General features: G+C 36.9%; 4 protein-coding genes. 3 read left to right on the top strand and 1 reads right to left on the bottom strand.

Annotated elements, in window-relative coordinates; genetic code table 11:
* Nucleotides 1-144 precede the first annotated feature (144 nt).
* Complete coding sequence (locus M666_RS05145) at nucleotides 145-1,827, bottom strand: glutamine--tRNA ligase/YqeY domain fusion protein (protein WP_029447481.1); 1,683 nt, start codon at nucleotides 1,825-1,827, stop codon at nucleotides 145-147.
* Between the two features lie 262 nt (nucleotides 1,828-2,089).
* On the opposite strand from M666_RS05145, the gene M666_RS05140 reads away from it, so the two are divergent.
* From M666_RS05140 to M666_RS05130, 3 genes are all read left to right on the top strand, one after another.
* On the top strand, nucleotides 2,090-4,348 hold the full coding sequence (locus M666_RS05140; RefSeq protein ID WP_029447482.1) for a T9SS type B sorting domain-containing protein: 2,259 nt from the start codon (nucleotides 2,090-2,092) through the stop codon (nucleotides 4,346-4,348).
* 34 nt (nucleotides 4,349-4,382) lie between these two features.
* Nucleotides 4,383-6,725, top strand: a complete 2,343-nt coding sequence (locus tag M666_RS05135; protein WP_029447483.1) for a PorP/SprF family type IX secretion system membrane protein — start codon at nucleotides 4,383-4,385, stop codon at nucleotides 6,723-6,725.
* 339 nt (nucleotides 6,726-7,064) lie between these two features.
* The gene (locus M666_RS05130; protein ID WP_039325180.1) at nucleotides 7,065-25,334 is read left to right on the top strand and encodes a T9SS type B sorting domain-containing protein; all 18,270 of its coding nucleotides are present in this window, start codon (nucleotides 7,065-7,067) and stop codon (nucleotides 25,332-25,334) included.
* Nucleotides 25,335-25,341 lie beyond the last annotated feature (7 nt).

Below are 25,341 nucleotides of genomic sequence, written 5' to 3'. Positions count from 1 at the left end.
TAAGACGTTTTAAAACAAAAAAACCATCAATACATAAAATCGTATTGATGGTTTTTTTTTAAGCACTACAACTAATTTATGAAGGTTGCTTTTAATAGTTTACACCAATCATTATTTTTAAAACAATAGCAATAAACTATACTTCTATTTCTGTTGCATTTTGGCCCAAGTATCTCTTAAACCAACGGTCTTATTAAAAACTAATTTTTCCGCAGAAGAATCTTTATCTACATTAAAATATCCCAAACGTTGAAATTGGAAAAAATCTTCTGGTTGCGCTGTTTTTAAACTTGGTTCTAAATATCCCGTAATTACCGTTAAAGAATCTGGATTTATAAATTCCATAAAATCTTTGTCTTTATGTTGGTCAGGAGTTTCGTCTGTAAAAAGACGATCGTACAAACGCACTTCTGCTGGAATGGCATGTTTTATAGAAACCCAGTGCAATGTACCTTTTACTTTACGCAAACTTTCTTCCGTACCACTTCCACTCCTACTTTTAGGATCATAGGTACATTGTACTTCTAATATATTCCCATCGGTATCTTTTGTACAAGACTCAGCCTTAATAATATATCCGTTCTTTAGACGAACTTCATTTCCTAATTTCAAACGAAAGAACTTTTTATTTGCCTCTTCTCTGAAATCTTCTTTTTCAATATATAATTCTCTAGAAAAAGGTACCGTTCGGTATCCAGCACTCTCATCTTCCTGGTTATTTTCTGCTTCTAACCATTCTTCTTGATCCTCTGGGTAATTAGTAATCACCACTTTTAAAGGATCTAAAACAGCCATAACCCTAGGAGCAACTCTGTTTAAATGTTCCCGAATCGAGAATTCTAAGAGACTCACATCTACTACGTTTTCTCTTTTCGCGATCCCTATTGTATTGGAAAAATTACGAATAGCTTCTGCCGTATATCCTTTTCTGCGCAACCCTGAAATGGTTGGCATACGTGGATCATCCCAAGAGGTAACTACTTTCTCTTCAACTAATTGCAATAATTTACGTTTACTTACAACGGTATGACTAAAATTTCTTCTAGCAAATTCGCGTTGTTTAGGACGTACCTTATCTGAAGCAACAACTTGGTCTAAAAACCAATCATAAAGCTCTCTATGCATTGCAAATTCTAAGGTACAAAAGGAGTGAGAAACTTGTTCTAAATAATCACTTTCTCCATGGGTCCAATCATACATTGGATAAATACACCAATCGGTATTTGTTCTATGATGTGCTTTATGAAGTATGCGGTACATAATAGGATCACGCATAAGCATGTTACTAGAGGTCATGTCTATTTTAGCTCTCAACACATGTTCTCCTTCCGCAAATTTACCCTCTTTCATTTCGCTAAAAAGAGAAAGGTTTTCTGCTACCGATCTATCTCTATAAGGACTAGCAACCCCGTGTTCTGTAGGTGTCCCTTTTTGCTCTGCAATTTGAGCAGCACTTTGGCTGTCTACATAGGCTTTACCTTCTTTAATAAACGTTACTGCCCAGTCATATAATTGTTGAAAATAATCTGAAGCATAAACTTCCTCTGCCCAGTTAAATCCTAACCATTCTACATCTCTTTTAATAGCATCTACATACTCTTGTTCCTCTTTTGCTGGGTTGGTATCATCAAAACGTAGGTTTACAGGAGCGTTATAGCGCAATCCTAACCCAAAGTTTAAACAAATAGAACTTGCATGGCCTATATGTAAATACCCGTTAGGCTCTGGTGGGAAACGGAATCTAAGCTTGTTTTTAGAAAAACCATTGGCTAAATCATCCTCAATAATATGCTCTATAAAATTCAGAGACTTTGTATCATCGCTCATTGCAAAATTTTTGAAATACAAAGTTACTAAAAAAGGAATTGTTGCGCTCTATAAAAGATACAGACCATGCAATAATAGGGTTTCACAACACTTTTAATCAACGCTACAACATTAAATACAATTAGGAACAATTTAATAAGATATTTGATGTTAATTACTGTAGCTGTGTAAGATATGGATAGGAAGTACATAAATCCGACTAACGGTAAAAACTCCTAGAAGCAAGCTACAGACCCAAATAGTAACCTAAAGTTGCAGCAACATGAACAGACCTACTACACACTCAAAAAAAGCGTTCTTTTTCTTCACATTCTTAATGTGCAGTATAGGACTAATGGCTCAAACATTAAACAAACCTACCGCAATTGCGAATCCAAATTTTGGAACTGGCGGTAGCCCATGGACAGCAGTATGCGCATCATCTACTTTTAATGAATATTATGTGAATTTTAAATGGAGTGCATCACCTAGTGTACTAAGTGATAACACTTTTGTTTTGGAGTTATCAGATGCTACTGGAAGTTTTGCTTCTCCTACGGCATTAACTACAGTAACAGACAAGAACAGTACAACAGATTTTGACATACGTTTTGAGATTCCAATTACGTTGAGAGGCACTGGATACAAATTAAGAGTAAAAAGTACAAGTCCTGAACTATACAGTCCGGCTACTCAGGCCTATAACATGTACTATATTGATTATAAAAACCCTATTCAAATTACTGAAAATGGAAGCGGAAGTATCGGAGATGGTACAATATCTATTTGCAATGGTAGCACCGCAATTATAGCTGTTGATAACGTACCCAATTCAGAAACGTATCAATATATATGGAGAAAGAGTTCAACGATACTTTCTGAGACGGGCCCATCTTTAACTGTTTCTGAAAGTGGCATGTATTCTGTTGAGATCGATTATGGATCTGTTTGTTCTGGTTCTGCCGGTACACTTTCAAATATGATTACGGTAGAAACGGGTACTGCTTTAGGCGTAACGATAAATACACCAACAAAAACTTCTTATTGCGAAGGCGAAACAGCTAGCGCATTGGAAGCTACCATCGCAAATTCTGATATCTTTTATACTTGGTATAAAGATGGTACTGTTGTACAAGCTAAAGCTCAAGGAAGTTATACCTACGCCTTTGATACTAATGATCCTGATTTTGCAGGGGCCTATACTGTAAAAGTAGAAGGTGATGGTATCTGTGCAGAAACTACTCCTGCGTTAAGCATTTCTAAAACTGGAGCATTTACAGTAACAGAAAATACACCATTAGAAATGGTCATACTTCCTGGTGAATCAAAGACATTAAGTGTAACATCAACAGCCGTATCTCCAACATACCAATGGTATAAAAATAATACAGCAATTAGTGGTGCTACTACAAGTACCTTAACAATATCAGAAGAGGCAGAGTATTATGTGGCCGTTTCACAAGGTGGTGCATGTCCTTCATCCCTAAATTCTAATAAGATAAATGTTGTTGCTCCAAGTTCTTTTGAATTAATTGCAAACTATACTACTACCTATAGTGATTGTGACTACAGCGAAATAGTACTAGATGTAGCCACGATAAATGCTGTAGCTGCAAATGGCAGCAAAACAGATGTTACTGCCGATTTAAAGGCTTCTATGAGCTACCAATGGAAGAAAGATGGCACGGCTATAAGTGGAGCTACTTCGTCTAGTATCAGTTTAACCGATATATCAGAAAACGGATCATACCAAATTGATGCTACGATAGAATCTTTCAATACGAGTTCTAATAGCTTACCTGTAGTCCTTAGAAGTAATGAAGTAATTACAATAGAAGCAAGCAGCTTAGTAGCTTGTAACAGCACAGATTTTATTACCATAAGTACCAACGTAGATTTAACTGGAGCCACATTTGGTTGGGCTAAAGACGGAACTATTATAGATACAACTTCTTTAGACTTGAATACAACAGATGCTGGTACCTACCGCTTAATGGTGACTAGAAACGGATGTTCTATTCCTTCAAATGAAGTTACTATTAGTCCGTTAGACGAGTCTCTAATCACTTTAGACAGCCCTCTTAACATTGTATTTCCAGAAGGAGGATCTAAGACCATTACGGCAAGCGGAGGAACTGCTTACGAATGGAGAGATGCTAACAATACAAGTATTAGCAACAGCGCTTCTATAAGTTTAACTACAAAAGGTACCTACACCTTAACAGCCTATGTAGGAAACTGTGTAATTATAAAAGAAGTAAATGTGAGCTACAAAGACACATTTAAAATACCGAACGTTATAACAGTAAATGGAGATGGCATCAATGACCTATGGTTAATACCAAACAGTTATTCATACCAAGCCGATGTTAATGTGATAATCTATAATGATAAAGGAGAAGAAGTATATAATGTTTTTGAGTACCAGAACAACTGGCCAGAGTCCTCTACAGGCTTTACTTCACAAAATATGGTATTCTATTACAAGATTAAAAAAGGCTCCGACACAATAAAGCAAGGTACTATTACCGTTATTAAGTAACCAAGTTTTACCAACAAACCATTTTAACCACAACATGCTTAAAAAATATATCATATACCTGTTTCTGTTCATCTCAGCGCTTACCAAGGTAAGCGCTCAAGATGACAATCCATTCATCACTTATGATGTACCTTCTCAAAACCTATTGAAATTCAACAGATTCTTACTGAATCCTACATTTTCAACAGTTAGAGAGGATAAATCATATATCAACTTATTACACAGAAATCAATCGGCTACCTTTAACGATAACAACCAAACTTATTTCTTGAGTTATAGTGGTCGTATGAGTGATAGAACGGGTTTAGGTCTTAGCTTATATTCACAACAATCTGGAGCTATATCTAACTATGGTATATTAGCAAACTATGCATATGGAATTAAATTAAGTGATAAAAGTAACTTTACATTTGGAGCCAACTTTTCTTATTATAGAAGTGGGTATGACAGTAGTAGAGGAAATACAGTAGATCCGGATGATCCTTTATTAAGTGGGTTGCAGAATAGTAATTTAATTTCTTTTCAACCCGGTTTTAACCTTTCTTATGGTAGGTTTGACTTTGGAGTATTTGCAGAAAACTTATTTGATTATAATATTAAAACCAATGAATCTGTCACTGAATTTGGTGCTAAAACATATTCTGGTCACTTACAATATACCTATCCTTTTGATTCTGGTGATGGTGTATTAGAAGGTGCGCGTTTAATGCCTTTATTACGTGTAAAAAAAGGTGGAGAAAAATATGAGGTTGCCGGAAAAGACTTTATTCTTGGCGGAAGTTTAATCTTAGATTTACCAAAACTAGGTTGGGCACAAGCAGGCTATGATAGCTACTATGGTGCAGCTGCAGGTATTGGTTTTAACTTAAACAAAAGAATCTCTATTGGTTATACGATGGAGAAAGGGCTATCTAATACTTTTAATGATTTTGGCCTTACTCACGAAATATCTTTTGCCTATTCTATTACTCCTAATCTTACAGAAGATAGAGTATTGTTAGAAGATTCTGATGAGTTAGCAGATATAGAAGAATTGAAAAAAGATGTAGAATCGCTTACTTCTAGAGATGAAGAAATAGAAAAGTTAAAAGCAGCATTGTCAGAAAACGATGAAATTGTGGCAGAACTTATGTTTCGTCAAGATTCTATTGAAGCTAGTAGAAATAGTGATTTAGAGCGTCGTTTTGATATGGTGATGCGTATGGTACGTAGAGAAACCAATGGCGAAAATCCTGATTTAGAGGAAAAAGCAAAACAACTTTACTTATTAAATAACTTAAAAGAAAGAGATGCCACTCAAGTAGCTTCAAATACTACCAATGCCGAAACAGATCCTACGGTACGGACCGATGGTACTGAAAAGTACAATAATCCAAATGGTATAATTAATCCTTCTCAAGGGAAAGATACAGATGCTTTAGTGCAAAACATTAAAAATTCTGTTGATACTACTAATGATGGTTCAACAACTGGAACCTCTGGAACAAATGGAACCACTCGTGCAAACGGAAGCAACACGGCAGCAGATGCTACCGCTTCAAATACTACGGATGCAACAAATGGAAGCATAAAAACGCCTAAGCAAACCCAGACTACAGATGCTATTGCAAAGACAGATTATATAAAGACTCCTAAAACAAATACCACACAATCTGGGCAAACCAAAGATGCTTTTACAGAAATTGCTAAAAAGAATAATATCAAGAGTAGAAAGTTTAGAAACTTAGAAGGCGTAAATGATGGTTACTATGTTGTTGCTAATGTATATAAAAGCGAACATTACATGAACAAGTTTATAGACGAACTTAAAGCCAAAGGGATTAATGCAGACTACTTTGAAAATAAAAATAATGGTTTAAAGTATGTGTACTTAATTCATGAAGATTCTTGGGACAATGCACTAAGCTCTTACAAATATGAAAAAGAAGCGAATTACACAGGCGATTTATGGATTATGAATGTAGATAATGCTAATTATACAGATACGGCTTATGCAAACAACTCCACTAGATTAAAAGAAAAATCAGCAAAATATAATAATGTCAATTTAAGAAAGAATGTCATAGAGAAAGATAATGTTGCAGCTACGGGAACGCCAGCCTATAAAAAATATAATTTAAATGGGGTAGATGGGGGTTATTACATTATCGCCAATGTTTTTGCCAGTCCTAAAAACGCTAATAATTTTGTGAAACTTTTAAATTCAAAAGGCCTAAATGCAAGTTACTTTATCAACCCAGAAAACAATTATCGTTACGTTTACCTTAAGAAACATGGTTCTTGGAATAATGCTTTAATGTCTTATTATTCAAAAATAAATAATGCATACGACCAAAAAATGTGGATCATGAAAGTAAGTTCGGGCTTACTCACATAATAACACAAAACAAAAATATATAAAGGCTTTCAGGTTAATTCTGAAGGCCTTTTTCTGTATTATCAACTTTCAAAAAACATCACTTTTGGTGGCCAAATGGCTTAAAAATTCAAAGCATTAAAATTATGGCTAGAAAGTAGGTTAAAATCAGGGAGACCATCGATAAAATGCAGTACACCACATAAAAATAACAAGCCACAACAATAAATTCATCAACATATCAATTTATATCATATTTGTTATGCAGACCCTTTAGTTGCGCGTAAAAACGTGATTATTAGCAGATTTCAATCCATTTAAACGTGTATTGATCCCATTATATACCAAACTAAATAGCAAATGAAAACTTTGTTTCAAAGAAAATCTTTAATACTACTAGCACTCTTAAGTTTTGCTGGCGCCACCCAATTTGGATACAGTCAGGAGTATACGCCCTTTACAAGAACGTATCCGTCTGGTGATAACTTTAGGTATCAAAATAATATTAAAGGTGATTTAATTTTTATTGCAAACAACATTGTCAATAGAGATGGTGGTACTGCTACTACCGAACCAGAAGATGCCTACAACAACCAAAATGTACGTATTGATCAATGGTGGCTAAGACCCTCAAATTATTATGATAATGAAACAGGTGGTTTTAACAACTACAATGATTCTAAAAATATGCAATATATAGATGTTGATAGTGATACATCTACATTTAGTTCTAGTTCTGCAAGCTTAGATTTTCCAGAAGTTGATTGTAATTTAATACGTTATGCTGCTCTATATTGGTCTGCAACGTACCCAAGCGAACAAGCCAGCCAAACTTTAGGCACCAATAGACAAAATGATTTTAATAGTGTAAAATTAAAGATCCCTGGAGGCTCTTATGTAGACATTACAGCAGATGAAATACTTTATGATGGTTTTACTGCTGCAGACAATCAAAACCGGGCAAATAGCCCCTATGCGTGTTACGCAGAAATTACCAACTTATTAACACCTATTGCTGACCCTACAGGAGAGTATACTGTAGCCAACGTTCGTTCAGTAACAGGACAATTAGCAGGGGGAGCCTCAGGAGGTTGGACCTTAGTAATCGTTTATGAGAACCCAACACTTAGTGGTAAATTAATTACCACTTTTGATGGTTTTGCTAGAGTCAACTCAGGAAACCCAAATGTAGATATTAACTATTCTGGTTTTAAAACCATTCCTTCAGGACCTGTAAATGCAAATATTGGTGCAGCTGCCTTAGAAGGAGATTTTGCCATTACTGGAGATCGACTTAGAATTAGAGAAAAAACAACAGACCCTTTTACAACAATTAGTAACGGAGCCAACCCTTCCAATAACTTTTTTAATAGTAATATTTCTTCAAACGGATCTGTAACTACCAACAGAAACCCTAATAGTATAAATACCTTAGGATACGATACTGATATTTTTAAATTAACCAATAGTGGTAACTCCATTATTGATAATGATGCCACCCAGGCAACATTTAGATTTACCTCTAATGGTGATCAATATTATCCATTCTTCAACTCGTTCAATATTGAAATTATTGAACCTAAAATTATCCTTGAGAAAAAGGTAACCAATTTAGCAGAAACTGTAGATTTAACAGGATCCGGAGTTAATTTAGGAGATAATCTTAAATACATATTATCTTTTGAAAATGTAGGGAATGATGATGCTACTAGCTATACCATTCGTGATGTTTTACCTCAAAATGTTACTTTAGATGAAGCGGCTTTGTCAAATTCTGGAAACCTACCTCCAGGAGTTACGTATGTTTTTGATGCTGCTACACGAACTATTGTATTTACCATACCAGATAATTTAGTGGTCGAAGGGGCTCCAGTAGCATCTATTCGTATGCAAGTTAAAGTTGCAGAAAACTGCTTTGATTTTGTAAATGCATGTACCAACCAAATTCAGAATTTAGCGTATTCTACCTATCAAGGTGTAGATAATGATAACGTCATTACAGATGATCCAAGTGTTACGGATTTTGATTCTTGTGGATTTATTACTCCAGGTGCCACCAACTTTTTACTAGATGATTTATCTGATTGTGACTTTTCTAGAACCGTACAACTTTGCGGTGATAATGTGTTATTAGATGCCGGAGATAATTTTGATGATTACATATGGTATCGTGATGTTAACGAAAATAATGTCATAGATTTAGGGGTTGATACTGTTTTAAATGATGGGAACCCTGATGGAGATTTAAGTACCTTAACCGTTACAGAACCAGGAATTTATATTGTAGATAAAATTGTTGCAGATCCTTGTAAAGGCTTTCAAGAAATTATTACTGTTGAGTTTTTTGGAACCACACAAACAAATCCAATCATTGACTTTTTCAACGATAGAAATGGTGATGCAGACATCACAAATGATATTCAAGGAGAAATATTACGATGTTCTATTGATGGTGAATATCTAGCCAATATTTTCTTATGTGGCTCTACAGATACGGAGCTCATACAAGTCAACATTCCAGATGCGGTAAGTTTAGAATGGCAAGAATTAAATTCTAGCTGTACTTCTTCAGATCCATCTTGTCCTAATAAAGGAAATAGCTGTTATTCAACAGTTGCTACTGGAAATGCATTTACTTTAACAGATACAGGAGATTATAGATTAGTTATCAACTATTTAAACGGATGTTCTAGTCGCTATTATTTTAGTGCTTTTAAGAATGATTTACCGGTAACCACAACATCCACAGATATTTTTTGTGATACAGATGGAAATATTACGGTGACCAACTTAGGTTCAGGATACGGTTTTGAATTAATTAATTTAGATACCAATAGCATACAAGTACCTTTTAGTGCTAATAATGGCAATAGCTTTGATATTGATGTAGCCGGAAATTATAGAGTAGACATCCGCCAATTAGATGCTTCAGGAAATCCAATTGCAAATTCTTGTGAGTTTCAATCGCAAGAAATAGGAATTAGAGACCGAGACTTTACCGTTAACTTATCTACTACACCAGAAAACTGTTATGCTTTAGGAACTATAAATGTTCAAACCCTAAATGTAAGAGCAAATTACACCTATGATTTAAGGTTTAATGATGGAACAACACATGCTTATGGAACAGGAACACGCGTAAATCTTGTTACAGCGCAAACCACCAATAATTATACTTTCAACAATTTAAATCCGGATGATTATACCCTTATTGTTACCACCCAAGATGGGTGTACCAGTACACAAAATATAACCGTAACCAAAATTGATGATTTAAGATTAACCGCTGCTTTAACCGCTAATATTGGCTGTACAGCAGGTACTATAACCCTAACCCCTCAAGGCGGGTTCCCGAACCCTGAATATAGTTATGCTATTTGGAGTGTTAATGGGGTAGATTTATATAGCACATTAGGCGATGTTCCTGCATCTGAATATACCACAGATCCTATATTTAAATTTGGATATAGAGATACGGATGGTGATGGTATAGATGAATACTTTGCAGGTGAAGAAGGTACCTATGAATTTATTGTTGTAGATGCTAACAACTGTTTTATAGCCTCTAATAGTGTTACCATAGAAGACCTTGGTAATATGACCATTGGCATTACAGATGACTCTCCTGTAACATGTAGTGGAAACAATGATGCGAGTATTACGATAACTACCACAAATGGAGTTGGGCCTTTTCAATACAGTATTGATGCAGGAGCTACCTACCAAGATACTGCGTCATTTGTAGGTCTTGCTGCAGGAACCTATGATATTATTGTATCTGATGATTCTGGTTGTACAGTAGTAACTACGCATACCATAACAGAAACTGCAACCTTATCTGCTTCTGCAGGTGTTTCTAGAGACGTTACCTGTGATCCTGCCGGAGCAGAAGTACGTATTACCAATGTTGTTGGTGGTCAAGCACCATACACCTATAGTTTTAATGGTGGAACAACTTTTGGTACCGCAAGTACCGCTATACTACCTCCAGGAAATTATAATACTGTAGTAGTAAAAGATGCTCTTGGTTGTGAATTTGCAATGGATGTATATGTAGAAGATTATCCTGTAGAACCTGTAATAACTCCAGTCGTAGATTACAATTGCGATGGCTCAGGAAACATAACTTTAAACTCAGATATTAGTACTTATAATTATACATATGCTATAGATGGTGTGTTAAATACTCCAGATGCTGACTTAAATATTTTCTCAGATATAGCTGCAGGTACCTATACAATTACTACAAATTACACCTCTCAAACTCCGCCAACGCCGAGCTTATTATTGGTAGAGAATTTTGGGTCTGGTTCAACTACTTCTAGCACAAATACTGTTGGGTATACATATGAAGATCAAACGGGAAATGCACCAGGAGATAGTAATAGTAATATTAATGACTATGAATATACAGTAACAAGTCAGCTAGTTGCTCCTTACGGTTCATGGATTAACCCAATAGATCATACTACTGGTACCAGAACAGGTAATGGCCGTTATTTAGTTATTAACGTTGGTACACCAGCTACAGGACAAGTAATTTACACAAAAACCATAAATGATATTATCCCAAACCAACCTTTAAGAGTTTCCTTGTGGATACTAAACCTCTTGAAAAGTACTAGTTCTGGATTGGATCCTAACTTAATAATTGAAGTACAAGAAACTGGTACAGGAACTCCTGTCCAAACCATATATACAGGAGATATTGCTAAAAATACAGGGTCTAGTGATTGGACTGAATTTTCAGTAGATCTAAATCCAGGAAGTAATACCACATTAGAATTTGTTATAAGAACGGATAAAGTTGGTAATGATGGTAATGATTTAGCTATTGATGATATAGAAATTTTTCAAATACCAGAGGTTTGTGAATTATTTGTAGAAAACTTGGTCACTGTTGAGGATGATAAAGCTTTTGAAGCCAATTACTTATCTTCTACCAACGTAACATGTTTTGGAGATACCAATGGTACCATCACATTTGAAGTAGTAAATTTTGATCCTACTACTGGATTTGAGTATACTACAGATGGTGTAAATTATACCACATCGTTAGTTTCTCCTGTAACCACACCACAAGTATTGGGTGCTGGTTTGACTACTATTGATATTAGAAAAGTAGATGATGTTACGTGTGTTCAGCAAATAACAAGAACAATTACACAACCAAGCGCTGTGAATACCACAGCCGTTATATCCAATCCTTTTACCTGCTCAAACACCGGAGCCACTATATCTGCAAATGCAACAGGAGGTACACCAACATATGTCTATCAATTAGAAGATACCGCAGGAACAATTATAGGAACTTATGATTATGCGACCAACGGTGCTAATAAAATATTTACCAATGTTACCGCTGGTGATTATATCGTTAGAGCAAGAGATAATAGTGGTTGTGAAGATCCTATAGATACTGCAATTACAATTACAGCACCAACAGCATTAACGTTTACAGCAACACCTTCTGTATGTTATTCTGGAGCTAGTGATGGTACTATCACTGTAAATGCTTCCGGAGGTAATGGCGGCTTATTATTTAGTATTAATAACGGCCCGTTTGTAGCACCAACTCCTACCACAGCAAGTTCATATGTATTTAACAACTTAGCTTCTGGTACGTATATCATCAATGTAAAAGATGAATTAGGGTGTACAACCACTCCTCAAAATATTACAATTGCACCAGAACTAAGTGTTACCGCTTCTGCAAATGCTATTACTACGTGTGGTACAAGTACCGATGTTACTATTACCGCTACGGGTGGTGATGCTAATTATGTCTATGCTATTGTAGCAGATGGCGTAACTCCTCTAGCTAGTGATTTTGCTATAACTAATCCTATCGCTATTGCAGCAGCAGGTGATTATGATGTATATGTACGTGATCATGCAGGCGCAACAGGATTCTGTTTTGATATGTTTGATATTACCATCATCAAAAATGCACCGATTGCCATCACAGAAACACTAACAGATGTTACTTGTTTTGGTGGGAATGATGGCGCTATTGCTTTAGCAGTAACTGGTGGGAATGCACCGTATCGTTATAGTATTGATAATGGAACTACTTATCAAACAATATCTTCAAACTTTCCAAATTTAGCAGCTGGAACCTATCAAGTGCTAGTTCAAGATGCTGATTTATGTACACAGCCTTTAAGTGTTGTAATAAACGAACCGAATGCAATTACTGCAGAAGCCGTTCAAACAAAAGACTATACCTGTTTGCCTGCTGGTGAAGCAGAAATTACCGTAGGAAGCATAACTCCAACTGCTGGTGGTTCTGGTAATTACCAATACAGTATTAATGGAGGAACTTGGACTGCTTCAACTACCGGTGGAACTGTATTTACAGGGTTAACCGATGGAACTTATACCATTCGTGTAAGAGATGCAGCAGCAACCACCTGTGTTGTTACTTTAAGTGATGTTATTATTGATCCATTACCAATTGCACCAACATTAACAAGTAGTGTAACTTACAACTGTGAGGGAACAGGAAATATAACCATCAGTCCTTTTGATGCTTCTTATACCTATTCAATTGATGGAGCAACACCACAAACAGGAGCAACAGCAAATGTATTTAATACTGTTGCAACAGGAAACCATACCATTGAAGTAAACTACGGAAACGAGTGTACCACGCAAATTATAGTCAATGTAGCTAGCGGTAGAGCTTTTACAGCTTCTATTTCTACACCCATAAATATCAACTGTTTTGGAGAAAGTAATGGAGCATTTACCATTAATGCTTCTAATTTTGGAACAGCAGGTTTTGAATATTCTTTAGACGGTACCAATTTTGTAGGTCCGTTTACAAGCGCTGAAACCGTTACTGGTTTAACTGCTCAAAACTATTCAATTACCGTTAGAGATGTAAGTAGTCCAACAACATGTACTATTCCTTTAACACAAAATCTTACACAGCCTAATGCGATTACAGCAACTGCTAGTATAACAACACCGTTTACGTGTGCTAATACAGGTGCAACAATTACAGCAGTAGCGAATGGAGGTACTCCAACATATACCTATCAATTAGAAACTAATTTAGGTGCAATAATCAGAGCATACCAACCTACAGCTACATTTAACAATGTACCGGCAAATGCTAGTGGTGAAAATTATGTGGTACGTATCTTAGATAGTAGAAACTGTACCAATGTAACCTTACCAGCGGTAACCGTAGATGCTCCAGAAGTACCTACATTTACGGCAACTCCTACAGCTTGTTATTCAGGTGCTAGTGATGGTGAAATAGTAGTTAATGTAACTGGTGGTAATGGAAATTTAGTTTTCAGTATTGATAACGGTCCGTTTGTAGCACCAACACCTACTACGGCTTTTACCTATACGTTTACCAATTTAGCTTCAGGAGATCATATCATAAATGTTCAAGATGGATACGGTTGTTCTGCTGCAACGCAAACTATAACCATTAATCCAGAACTAAGTGTTACCGCTTCTGCAAATGCTATTACTACGTGTGGTACAAGTACCAATGTTACTATTACCGCTACGGGTGGTGATGCTAATTATGTCTATGCTATTGTAGCAGATGGCGTAACTCCTCTAGCTAGTGATTTTGCTATAACTAATCCTATTGCTATTGCTGCAGCAGGTGATTATGATGTATATGTACGTGATCATGCAGGCGCAACAGGATTCTGTTTTGATATGTTTGATATTACCATCATCAAAAATGCACCGATTGCCATCACAGAAACACTAACAGATGTTACTTGTTTTGGTGGGAATGATGGTGCTATTGCTTTAGCAGTAACTGGTGGGAATGCACCGTATCGTTATAGTATTGATAATGGAACTACTTATCAAACAATATCTTCAAACTTTCCAAATTTAGCAGCTGGAACCTATCAAGTGCTAGTTCAAGATGCTGATTTATGTACACAGCCTTTAAGTGTTGTAATAAACGAACCGAATGCAATTACTGCAGAAGCCGTTCAAACAAAAGACTATACCTGTTTGCCTGCTGGTGAAGCAGAAATTACCGTAGGAAGCATAACTCCAACTGCTGGTGGTTCTGGTAATTACCAATACAGTATTAATGGAGGAACTTGGACTGCTTCAACTACCGGTGGAACTGTATTTACAGGGTTAACCGATGGAACTTATACCATTCGTGTAAGAGATGCAGCAGCAACCACCTGTGTTGTTACTTTAAGTGATGTTATTATTGATCCATTACCAATTGCACCAACATTAACAAGTAGTGTAACTTACAACTGTGAGGGAACAGGAAATATAACCATCAGTCCTTTTGATGCTTCTTATACCTATTCAATTGATGGAGCAACACCACAAACAGGAGCAACAGCAAATGTATTTAATACTGTTGCAACAGGAAACCATACCATTGAAGTAAACTACGGAAACGAGTGTACCACGCAAATTATAGTCAATGTAGCTAGCGGTAGAGCTTTTACAGCTTCTATTTCTACACCCATAAATATCAACTGTTTTGGAGAAAGTAATGGAGCATTTACCATTAATGCTTCTAATTTTGGAACAGCAGGTTTTGAATATTCTTTAGACGGTACCAATTTTGTAGGTCCGTTTACAAGCGCTGAAACCGTTACTGGTTTAACTGCTCAAAACTATTCAATTACCGTTAGAGATGTAAGTAGTCCAACAACATGTACTATTCCCTTAACACAAAATCTTACACAGCCTAATGCGATTACAGCAACTGCTAGCATAACAACACCGTTTACTTGTGCTAATACAGGTGCAACAATTACAGCAGTAGCGAATGGAGGTACTCCAACATATACCTATCAATTAGAAACTAATTTAGGTGCAATAATCAGAGCATACCAACCTACAGCTACATTTAACAATGTACCGGCAAATGCTAGTGGTGAAAATTATGTGGTACGTATCTTAGATAGTAGAAACTGTACCAATGTAACCTTACCAGCGGTAACCGTAGATGCTCCAGAAGTACCTACATTTACGGCAACTCCTACAGCTTGTTATTCAGGTGCTAATGACGGTACCATACAAGTAGATATAACTTCTATACCAGGGAATGAAAATTTCCAATTTAGTATCAATGGCGGGGCATGGATTACTCCTTCTCCAGTGAGTGCAACAACCTATACCTTTACAGGTTTAGCGAATGGATCATATACCATTGATGTAAAAGATGGTTATGGTTGTGATGCCCTACAAGAAACAGTGGTATTGAGTCCACAATTAGTAGTAACCACAACTGTTGTAGATGTTAGTTCATGTAATGACGGTAGTATTACCGTAAATGCTACAGGTGGTAATGGAACATTAGTATATGCTATCGTTCCTGCCAATACTGATCCTACTGGCTTATATACCACAACAAATAACTTAACGGTAACCAATGCTATGGCAACGGCTAATCCTGCAGGTTATGATGTGTATGTGCTTGATAATAATGGTGTAAGTTCTTTATGCTCGTATACCGAAGAAGATATCATCGTCAATACAGCAGCCACATTAACTATTTCTGGAACGCCAACCGATCCTGAATGTTATGATGGACTAGGGTCTATTGATGCTCTTGCTGCTGGTGGAAACATGCCATATACCTATGCCTTAACAGATTTATCTCCGGCAGATGGTATTGATTACAGTGTAAGTTATTCAAACATCAATACAACAACAAACGCCTTTAGCGGAATTGGAGTTGGTGATTATGAAATTACAATAACCGATGCTAATGGGTGTGCTGTTACTTCAGCTACAATAACCATTAACAATGCGGTAGAAATTACAGCAGATATTGCACCTATACTACCAGCAGATTGTGTGGGTTCTTCACCAAACGATTATGGTTTCGAATTTCAAAACTTAATAACACCTACCGCTACACTGGTGGAATATAGCTTTGATAATGGAAGCACGTGGAATACGGATGGCGTGGAACAAAGAAATTTGGCTTCAGGAACAACCGTATACCCATCAATAAGAGTAACATTAGCTAGTGGAACAATATGTCAAAAAGATTTCCCTAGATATATCATTCCTTATCCATTAGATGACTTAGATATTAGTCTTAGTGCTATTGTAGTAGATTGTAATGATTTGCAAGTTACGGTTCAAGGTACAGCAGGATCTGCTCCATATGAGTATGCTTATTCTGAAGATCCATCAACGTTTAACCCTGCAACTGCAACATGGGTTCCAGGTGGTACTGAAGATGAATCATCAGGATCTACAGTAACTGTACCTGCAGGCCATGGAAATTATACTTGGTTAGGATTAACACCTGGTAGAACGTATGTATTCTATGTACGAGATGCAACAGGTTGTGTACGTCAAAGTCTTGAAAATGTAAATGATTTAGTAGCACCATTGCCAATTGATATTTCTACAGCTTTTTCTCCAACTTGTTTTGGAGCATCAACTGGTGAAATTACGTATACCTTAAACCCTAGTACACCTAACACGCATATGCGTTGGGAATTCTATGAATTAGGAAATCCAACTCCAATAGAAGTAAGTGGTGGTGGTGCAGTAGCTGCTAATATTATCTATAATAATACCATCACCCTAAGTAATCTTCCACAAGGAGAATATTATATAGAAGTGCAACAATCTGATGGAACTACAGATTCTTGTAGAGGTGGTAGTGAAAATGTTTTAATAGATCAACTGAGAGAATTAACTGCAACCGCTACACCCACAAGAGATATTTCTTGTAATTTACCTGGTTTAATTACGGTAAGCAATATTACTGGAGGCGGTGGAGCTCCGTACACTTTTGATGTAACTGGTCCTGCTGGATTTACAGCGGTAACTGACTTAACAAGTAATCCAATACAAATACCTGTAAATTCTCCTGCTGGAGATTATACCGTAACCTTAAATGATCAGTATGGATGTCCAGTAACACTAGCTCCTGTTACCTTAGGATTATCTCCTAATCCAACAATTGCAGTAACACAAGATAATTGTGCTGCTCCAATAAGCCTTACAGCTACAGGGACTTCAGCCGCTGGAAATTTACGTTATGCTATTGTTGCTGCAGGTGATCCTATGCCAACAAACTATTTAGATAATAATGGTTTATTTACCAATGTTACTCCTGGAACCTATGATGTTTATGTAATTGATGGTAATGGTTGTACCGCAGTAGAGCCTGCCTATATTGTAAACCCTGTGTTATCGGCGAAAGCAGAATTAACTAAATTACTAGATTGTACCGGCACGCCTGATGCAACTATTACGATAGAAGCCTTAACAGGTTCAGGAAATTATGACTATTCCATTTCAGGTGCGGCAACAGTTACGCAAACCACTTTAACAAGTCCGTTTGTTTACGATGCCTCTGTAGCTGGTGATTATGTAATTACTATTTATGATACTGCAACGCCTAATAGTACTAATTGTAATAGAGTATTTACAGTAAACGTTCCTGTTAGAGTAGAACCAGTAATCAGTGCAACAGCTGCTACACCAATAACGTGTATTGGTGATAATGATGGTACTATAACCATTACCGCAGTAGATAATGGAACAGGGCCTTATACTTTTGAAATTACCTCTTTAGATGGTGTTGCAACGAGTATAACACCAACAAGCTTTACGAATACCACAGCAGAATTTACAGGACTTGTGCCAACAACAACTGCAGATGGGTACGTGGTAACCGTTACAGGTGATGCTACTACAAATGCTTGTACAACAGATAGCGCTGCCATATTAATTGCAGAACCTGCAGCCGTGGTCGTAACTATTGATCCATTGGTAGATGTAGTACAGTTTACCTGTACACCAAGTACAAATACCGAGAACAATGCAAGTATTACAGTTAATTCAGTAACTGGTGGTTCTAACAATTTTGTACGATACGTATTTGTAAATAATGCCGCTCCTGGTACTCCAGTTCAAGACGGCAGCAATGCCTCGTATATTGAAACCAATAGAGCAGGAGGTACTTATACCATTACTGTTTATGATGATAACGGATGTATTGGAACTGCAACAGCAACCATTGATGCTTTTGATGAGTTATTAACTGCTGATGCTATTATTTCTAGTGCTATTACGTGTAGTCCTGGAAATGATGGAGAAGTAACTATTAATGTTACCTCAACCACCAATGACGTTTCTAAATTTGAATATAGTATAGACAATGGTGCCACATGGCAAACGAGTATTTCTCATACCAATCCAGAAATATTTACAGGATTAGGCGTAGGTACACATAACTTCTTAGTAAGGCATACGGATACCGATTGTGAGCTATTTACATCCATAAACATAACAGATCCAAATACATTTACCATAGCTACTCCGGTAACTACAGATGTAATATGTATAGGAACAGCAACAGGAACGGCAACGTTTACAGTCGCTGATGCTACGTACACTGGTACTTATTCTTGGGAAGTATTTGATGATAATGATACCCCTACAAACTATTTAGATGATACCTCTGTACAAACAGGTACTTCTGCAGATTTCACAGCAACAGCTTTACTTGCTGGTGGATACTATGTAACCTTCTCTCAAGATGGCGTGCCTACTTGTGATAATAGAGAGCCATTTAGTATTGCAGAACCTACAAGTGCTTTAGCGGCAGGTACTCCTATTGCATCGCCTATTACTTGTGTTCCAGGTAGCGATGGTAGTATTGAAATAGTTAATGTTACCGGCGGATGGGGTGGCTATGCATACTATGTAAGTACTACAGCCAATCCAGATCCAACAGATGCAAGCAACTATGTGGCTACTCCTAAGTTTGAAAACTTAACAGCAGGTACTTATGAAATTTGGGTGATTGATAGTCGTGGTTGTTCTTTACAATTAGCAGACATCACTTTAAGTGTACCAACTGCGATTACGGCAGACCTGCAATTAAACAATGAAAATTGTTCTAATTTTGAAGGAGAAGTACAGGTAATTAACCAAGCAGGTGGTCAAGGAACTAACTATAGCTACCAATTACAACGTTTTGATGGTACTGCTTATGTAAACGTAAGACCTATACAAACTACAGCTACCTTTAGCAACTTAGGAGCTGGAGAATATCAAGTAATCGTTAGTGATCAATGGGGTTGTTTTGCTCCAACTGCAAATGCTATTACGTTATACGAAGAAATGGTGCCTTTAGCTACTATTGTTAAAGCTATCGATTGTACGGTAAATCCTGGTGGACAAATCACCATATCACAAACAGGAGGTAACGGACCTTTTAACTACACAGGAACATTCCCTGACGGAACGCCTTTAACAGCAAATACAGACGGAATCTTCTCTGCTCTAACACAGAACGGAACGTATTCTTTCACTATAACAGATGCAACATTATGTTCTGTAGCTATTAGTCAAACACTAGAAGCTGCCGTTCTTCCTGCAACACCAACTATTGATGCCTTTACCAATGTAACGTGTTTCAATGCAGCAGACGGAACCATCTCTGTAAGTATTATAAATAATGGTTTTGATCCGTATACTTTCCAAATTACAAGTATGGATGGTACAGTAGCCACGATTAATCCAACAAGCACAACTAATACAAGTGCTGTATTTACAGGATTAGCAAATACTACAGGAACAGGATATGAAATTACAGTAACCGCTGCAAATAGTTGTACAACAACAGTAAGACAAACCATAGCACAACCTGCCATATTAGATGTGCCAGCACCAACTATTACACAATTTGTATGTGCTACAGGAAATACAGATAATAATGCAACTATAGATCTTACCGGATTAGTAACTGGTGGTTCTGGTAACTATGTACGTTACGTTTTTATAAATGATGCTACTCCTGGTACACCAGTACAAGATGGTAGCAATGCTATATATACCGAAACAAATAGAGCTGGTGGTACCTATACCATTACAGTGTATGATGATATGGGTTGTTCAGATACAACCACAGCAACTATTAATGCTTTTGACGAATTATTAACTCCAACTATTACTATTGATGAAGCAATATCATGTGTAAATGCTGGTGAAGATGTTACTATTAATGCTTTTGGTTCTATAACCGATTCTAGTACGCCTGCTGGTCTTGCCAACTATGAATTTAGAGAATTACCAAATGCCTTCGGGACGACCAATGTGTTTACTGATTTAGCTATTGGAAATCATGTTTTTGAAGTGAGAAACATAAATACCAATTGTGTGGTTACTATTTCTCATACTGTAGAAAATCCGAATACATTTACTATCGCTACTCCGGTAACTACAGATGTAATATGTGTAGGAACAGCAACAGGAACGGCAACGTTTACAGTCGCTGATGCTACGTACACTGGTACTTATTCTTGGGAAGTATTTGATGATAATGATACCCCTACCAACTATTTAGATGATACTTCTGTGCAAACAGGTACTTCTGCAGATTTCACAGCAACAGCTTTACTTGCTGGTGGATACTATGTAACCTTCTCTCAAGATGGCGTGCCTACTTGTGATAATAGAGAGCCATTTAGTATTGCAGAACCTACAAATGCTTTAGCGGCAGGTACTCCTATTGCATCGCCTATTACTTGTGTTCCAGGTAGCGATGGTAGTATTGAAATAGTTAATGTTACCGGCGGATGGGGTGGCTATGCATACTATGTAAGTACTACAGCCAATCCAGATCCAACAGATGCAAGCAACTATGTGGCTACTCCTAAGTTTGAAAACTTAACAGCAGGTACTTATGAAATTTGGGTGATTGATAGTCGTGGTTGTTCTTTACAATTAGCAGACATCACTTTAAGTGTACCAACTGCGATTACGGCAGACCTGCAATTAAACAATGAAAATTGTTCTAATTTTGAAGGAGAAGTACAGGTAATTAACCAAGCAGGTGGTCAAGGAACTAACTATAGCTACCAATTACAACGTTTTGATGGTACTGCTTATGTAAACGTAAGACCTATACAAACTACAGCTACCTTTAGCAACTTAGGAGCTGGAGAATATCAAGTAATCGTTAGTGATCAATGGGGTTGTTTTGCTCCAACTGCAAATGCTATTACGTTATACGAAGAAATGGTGCCTTTAGCTACGATTGTTAAAGCTATCGATTGTACGGTAAATCCTGGTGGACAAATCACCATATCACAAACAGGAGGTAACGGACCTTTTAATTACACAGGAACATTCCCTGACGGAACGCCTTTAACAGCAAATACAGACGGAATCTTCTCTGCTCTAACACAGAACGGAACATATTCTTTCACTATAACAGATGCAACATTATGTTCTGTAGCTATTAGTCAAACACTAGAAGCTGCCGTTCTTCCTGCAACACCAACTATTGATGCCTTTACCAATGTAACGTGTTTCAATGCAGCAGATGGAACCATCTCTGTAAGTATCTTGGCGAATGGTTTTGATCCATACACTTTCCAAATTACAAGTATCGATGGTGCCGTAGCCACGATTAATCCAACAAGCACAACTAGTACAAGTGCTGTATTTACAGGATTAGCAAATACTACAGGAACAGGCTATGAAATTACGGTGACAGGTACCAATAGCTGTACAACAACAATTACACAAACCATAGCACAACCTGCGGCTGCATTAACTGCTGGAACGCCAACAGTATCTCAGTTTGATTGTACTACTGGAAACACAACGAACTATGCAGCTATAGATCTTACCGGATTAGTAACTGGTGGTTCTGGTAACTATGTACGTTACGTTTTTGTAAATGATGCTACTCCTGGTACACCAGTACAAGATGGCAGCAACGCAAATTATATAGAAACCAACTTAGCAGGTGGTACGTATACCATAACGGTGTATGATGATATGGGTTGTTCGGATATAACCACAGCAACGATCACTCCTTTTGTAGGAATAAGTACGCCTACAGTAGTTATAGATAATACCGTAACCTGTAACGGTAATGATGAAGATATTACAGTAGGTGTCACCATCACACCAGCAACTGCATTACCTAATTTAACTTATGTGGTTACTAGTGCTAACGGATATACTCAAACTAGAAACACAACGAATAGTTCAGAACCGTTTGTTGGATTAGGAATAGGAAACTATACCATTACAGTTACCAATAATGATACTGGATGTTTTGTAAGCACAACACATAGTGTAAAAGATCCTAAAGTTATAGAAGTAACTGCGGTAAAAGTTACCGATGAAACCTGTATCAATGATGGCGTAAATGGTGGTAGCTTTAACGTTACTATAGCCAACTATACAGGAGGCTATGATTACCAAGTATTCTTAAGTAATGGCACTGCATATTCTGGAATTTTATCAGGAAATACAGGTACCGCACTTGTTATTGATGATTTACCAGGAGGTAGTTATTATGTACAGATTACAGAAACAGATGCTACAAGTACCTTATGTGCTGATAATTCTAACGTAGTTACAATCAACGCACCTGAATTTCCTATTACAGCAGTAGTTAGTGAACAAGCTAATGTAAGTTGTGATAACGATAGGGGTAGTATTTTAGTAGATCCTTCAGGAGGAAAAGGGCCTTATACAATTACGATAGCTTCTGCTACACAAACATTTACACAAGTAGGTGTACAGGCGTATATCTTCACAGGCTTATCTGCTGGTAATTTTGCAATTACTATTACCGATGCCCTTGGTTGTGTTAATGATACCTATTCTCAAACACTAGTGCAACCAGCACCATTAGTAGCAGCCATTTCTGCAGATATTGCTTTGGAGTGTTATGGTGATGATACTGGTTTTGTAACTGCTACAGTTACTTCTGGCGGACTTGGAACTTTACAATATCGATTAAATACTTACGATCCAACAGGAACTGTAATTGTAACGACTTCTGCAGCGCAGACGTCAAATACCTTCTTAGGATTATTCTCAGGATTGTACAGCATATCTGTTTCTGATACAGTAAGATGTTTTACAGAAACACCTATTGCAACCATTACAGATCCTGTAGATGTTTTTGGTTCATTGACCATGACACAATCTATCACATGTGTAGATGATTTAGAATTATTATTAACAGCAAATGGAGGAACTGCACCGTACAGTTTTAGTACAGATGGTACCACGTTTACTGCTTTTAATAATGGTAATGAACATATTTTTAATGCCCTACCTTCTGGTAACGCAGGTGCAGGAACGTATAGATACTATGTACAAGATTCATTTAACTGTACTTCTACACTTTCTAATGAAATACAAGCAGATCCTGTAGCACCAATTACTATAACTGTAGATGAAACTGCTGCAACAATTAGTTGTAACGGTGATAGTTCTGCACAGTTAATTGCTAGAGCAAGTGGTGGATTAGGAAATTATTTCTATGAATTATTAGATACCCCGGCAAGTACCACACCACTGCAAGGACCTAATACTAATGGAATCTTTAGAAACTTAGCCGCTGGGAATTACTACATTAAAGTAACTAGTGAAGATTGTGAAGAAACCACCACGGTAATTACTATAGCAGAACCAACGCCTTTAGTATATACAGATGATTATACTGCGGTAATTTGCGCGGGAGATACGAACGGATATATTAATGTTTCGTTAGCGGGCGGATCTGGTGATTATATCTATGCTATTTCTCCAAACTTAGCACAGTTTGATACTATCAATTCATTCACAGATCTTGCGCCAGGTACCTATACGGTTATTGCGCAAGACAAAAACGGTTGTTTTGTACAAACAGAGTATACTATTACTGCGGCAACACCGATAGTGATAGATGCTACCCCTACAGGAGAAACTTGTTTAGGTAGTGATGACGGTACCATAGATTTAATTCTTTCAGGTGGTACTGCTCCGTATAGTACACGATTAGAAAATACAAGCTATGTTGCAGATATGATCAGATATACTGATTTACCTTCTGGAATACATACCGTGTATGTCCTAGATGATTTAGGTTGTGAAACAAGTATTGAGGTGACAATTGCCGAAGGTGTAAACCTAAAAGCAACCGTACTTCCTGTATATGAATGTACTGGAGATACTCCAACTAATTATTTAGTAGTAACGCATGAAGATACAAGTGTAGAAGGTTTAGCCTTATATCAATTAGATGATGAAAATTCTGCTGATGTACGTCTAGAGCCTAATTTCACAAATATTGCGCCTGGAACACATACGTTGATTATCTCTTTAAATGGTTGTATAGAAATAATACCATTTACGATAGCAGATTTTGATCCGCTAGTATTGAGCTTAGAAAATAATAATATCAATGAAATTACAGCAATTGCTGCTGGTGGAGATGGTAATTATACTTTCTATTTTGGTGATAAAAACAATGAAGAAGACAATACAATGTACATCAATGAATCAGGTACATATACTGTAACTGTTGTAGATGGTAATGGTTGTGAGGCCATTGCAAGCATTGAAATGGAATTCATAGATATTGAAGTTCCAAACTTCTTTACACCAAATAATGATTTACAAAATGATACCTGGATTCCTGAAAATTTAGAAGGCTTCCCTAATATACTAATGATCATTTTTGACCGTTATGGTAGAGAGGTTTATAGAATGGGTGCAAACGACCCAGGATGGGATGGCCTTTACCAAAACACTGAGCTCCCAACAGGTGATTATTGGTACATAATAAAGTTACAAGGTGAAAACGATGAAAGAGAATTTGTCGGACATTTTACCCTGTATAGATAAAAAATTA

Source organism: Cellulophaga baltica 18, from assembly GCF_000468615.2.
Classification (GTDB): domain Bacteria; phylum Bacteroidota; class Bacteroidia; order Flavobacteriales; family Flavobacteriaceae; genus Cellulophaga; species Cellulophaga baltica.
Note: the sequence above shows the minus strand (reverse complement) of the source record. Positions and strands in the feature narration are given on the sequence as shown.

What these genes read in the sequence shown, in the direction of transcription:
- M666_RS05140 (WP_029447482.1), top strand. Translation starts at nt 2,090, where the DNA reads ATGAACAGACCTACTACACACTCAAAAAAAGCGTTCTTTTTCTTCACA.
- M666_RS05130 (WP_039325180.1), top strand. Translation starts at nt 7,065, where the DNA reads ATGAAAACTTTGTTTCAAAGAAAATCTTTAATACTACTAGCACTCTTA.
- M666_RS05145 (WP_029447481.1), bottom strand. Translation starts at nt 1,827, where the DNA reads ATGAGCGATGATACAAAGTCTCTGAATTTTATAGAGCATATTATTGAG.
- M666_RS05135 (WP_029447483.1), top strand. Translation starts at nt 4,383, where the DNA reads ATGCTTAAAAAATATATCATATACCTGTTTCTGTTCATCTCAGCGCTT.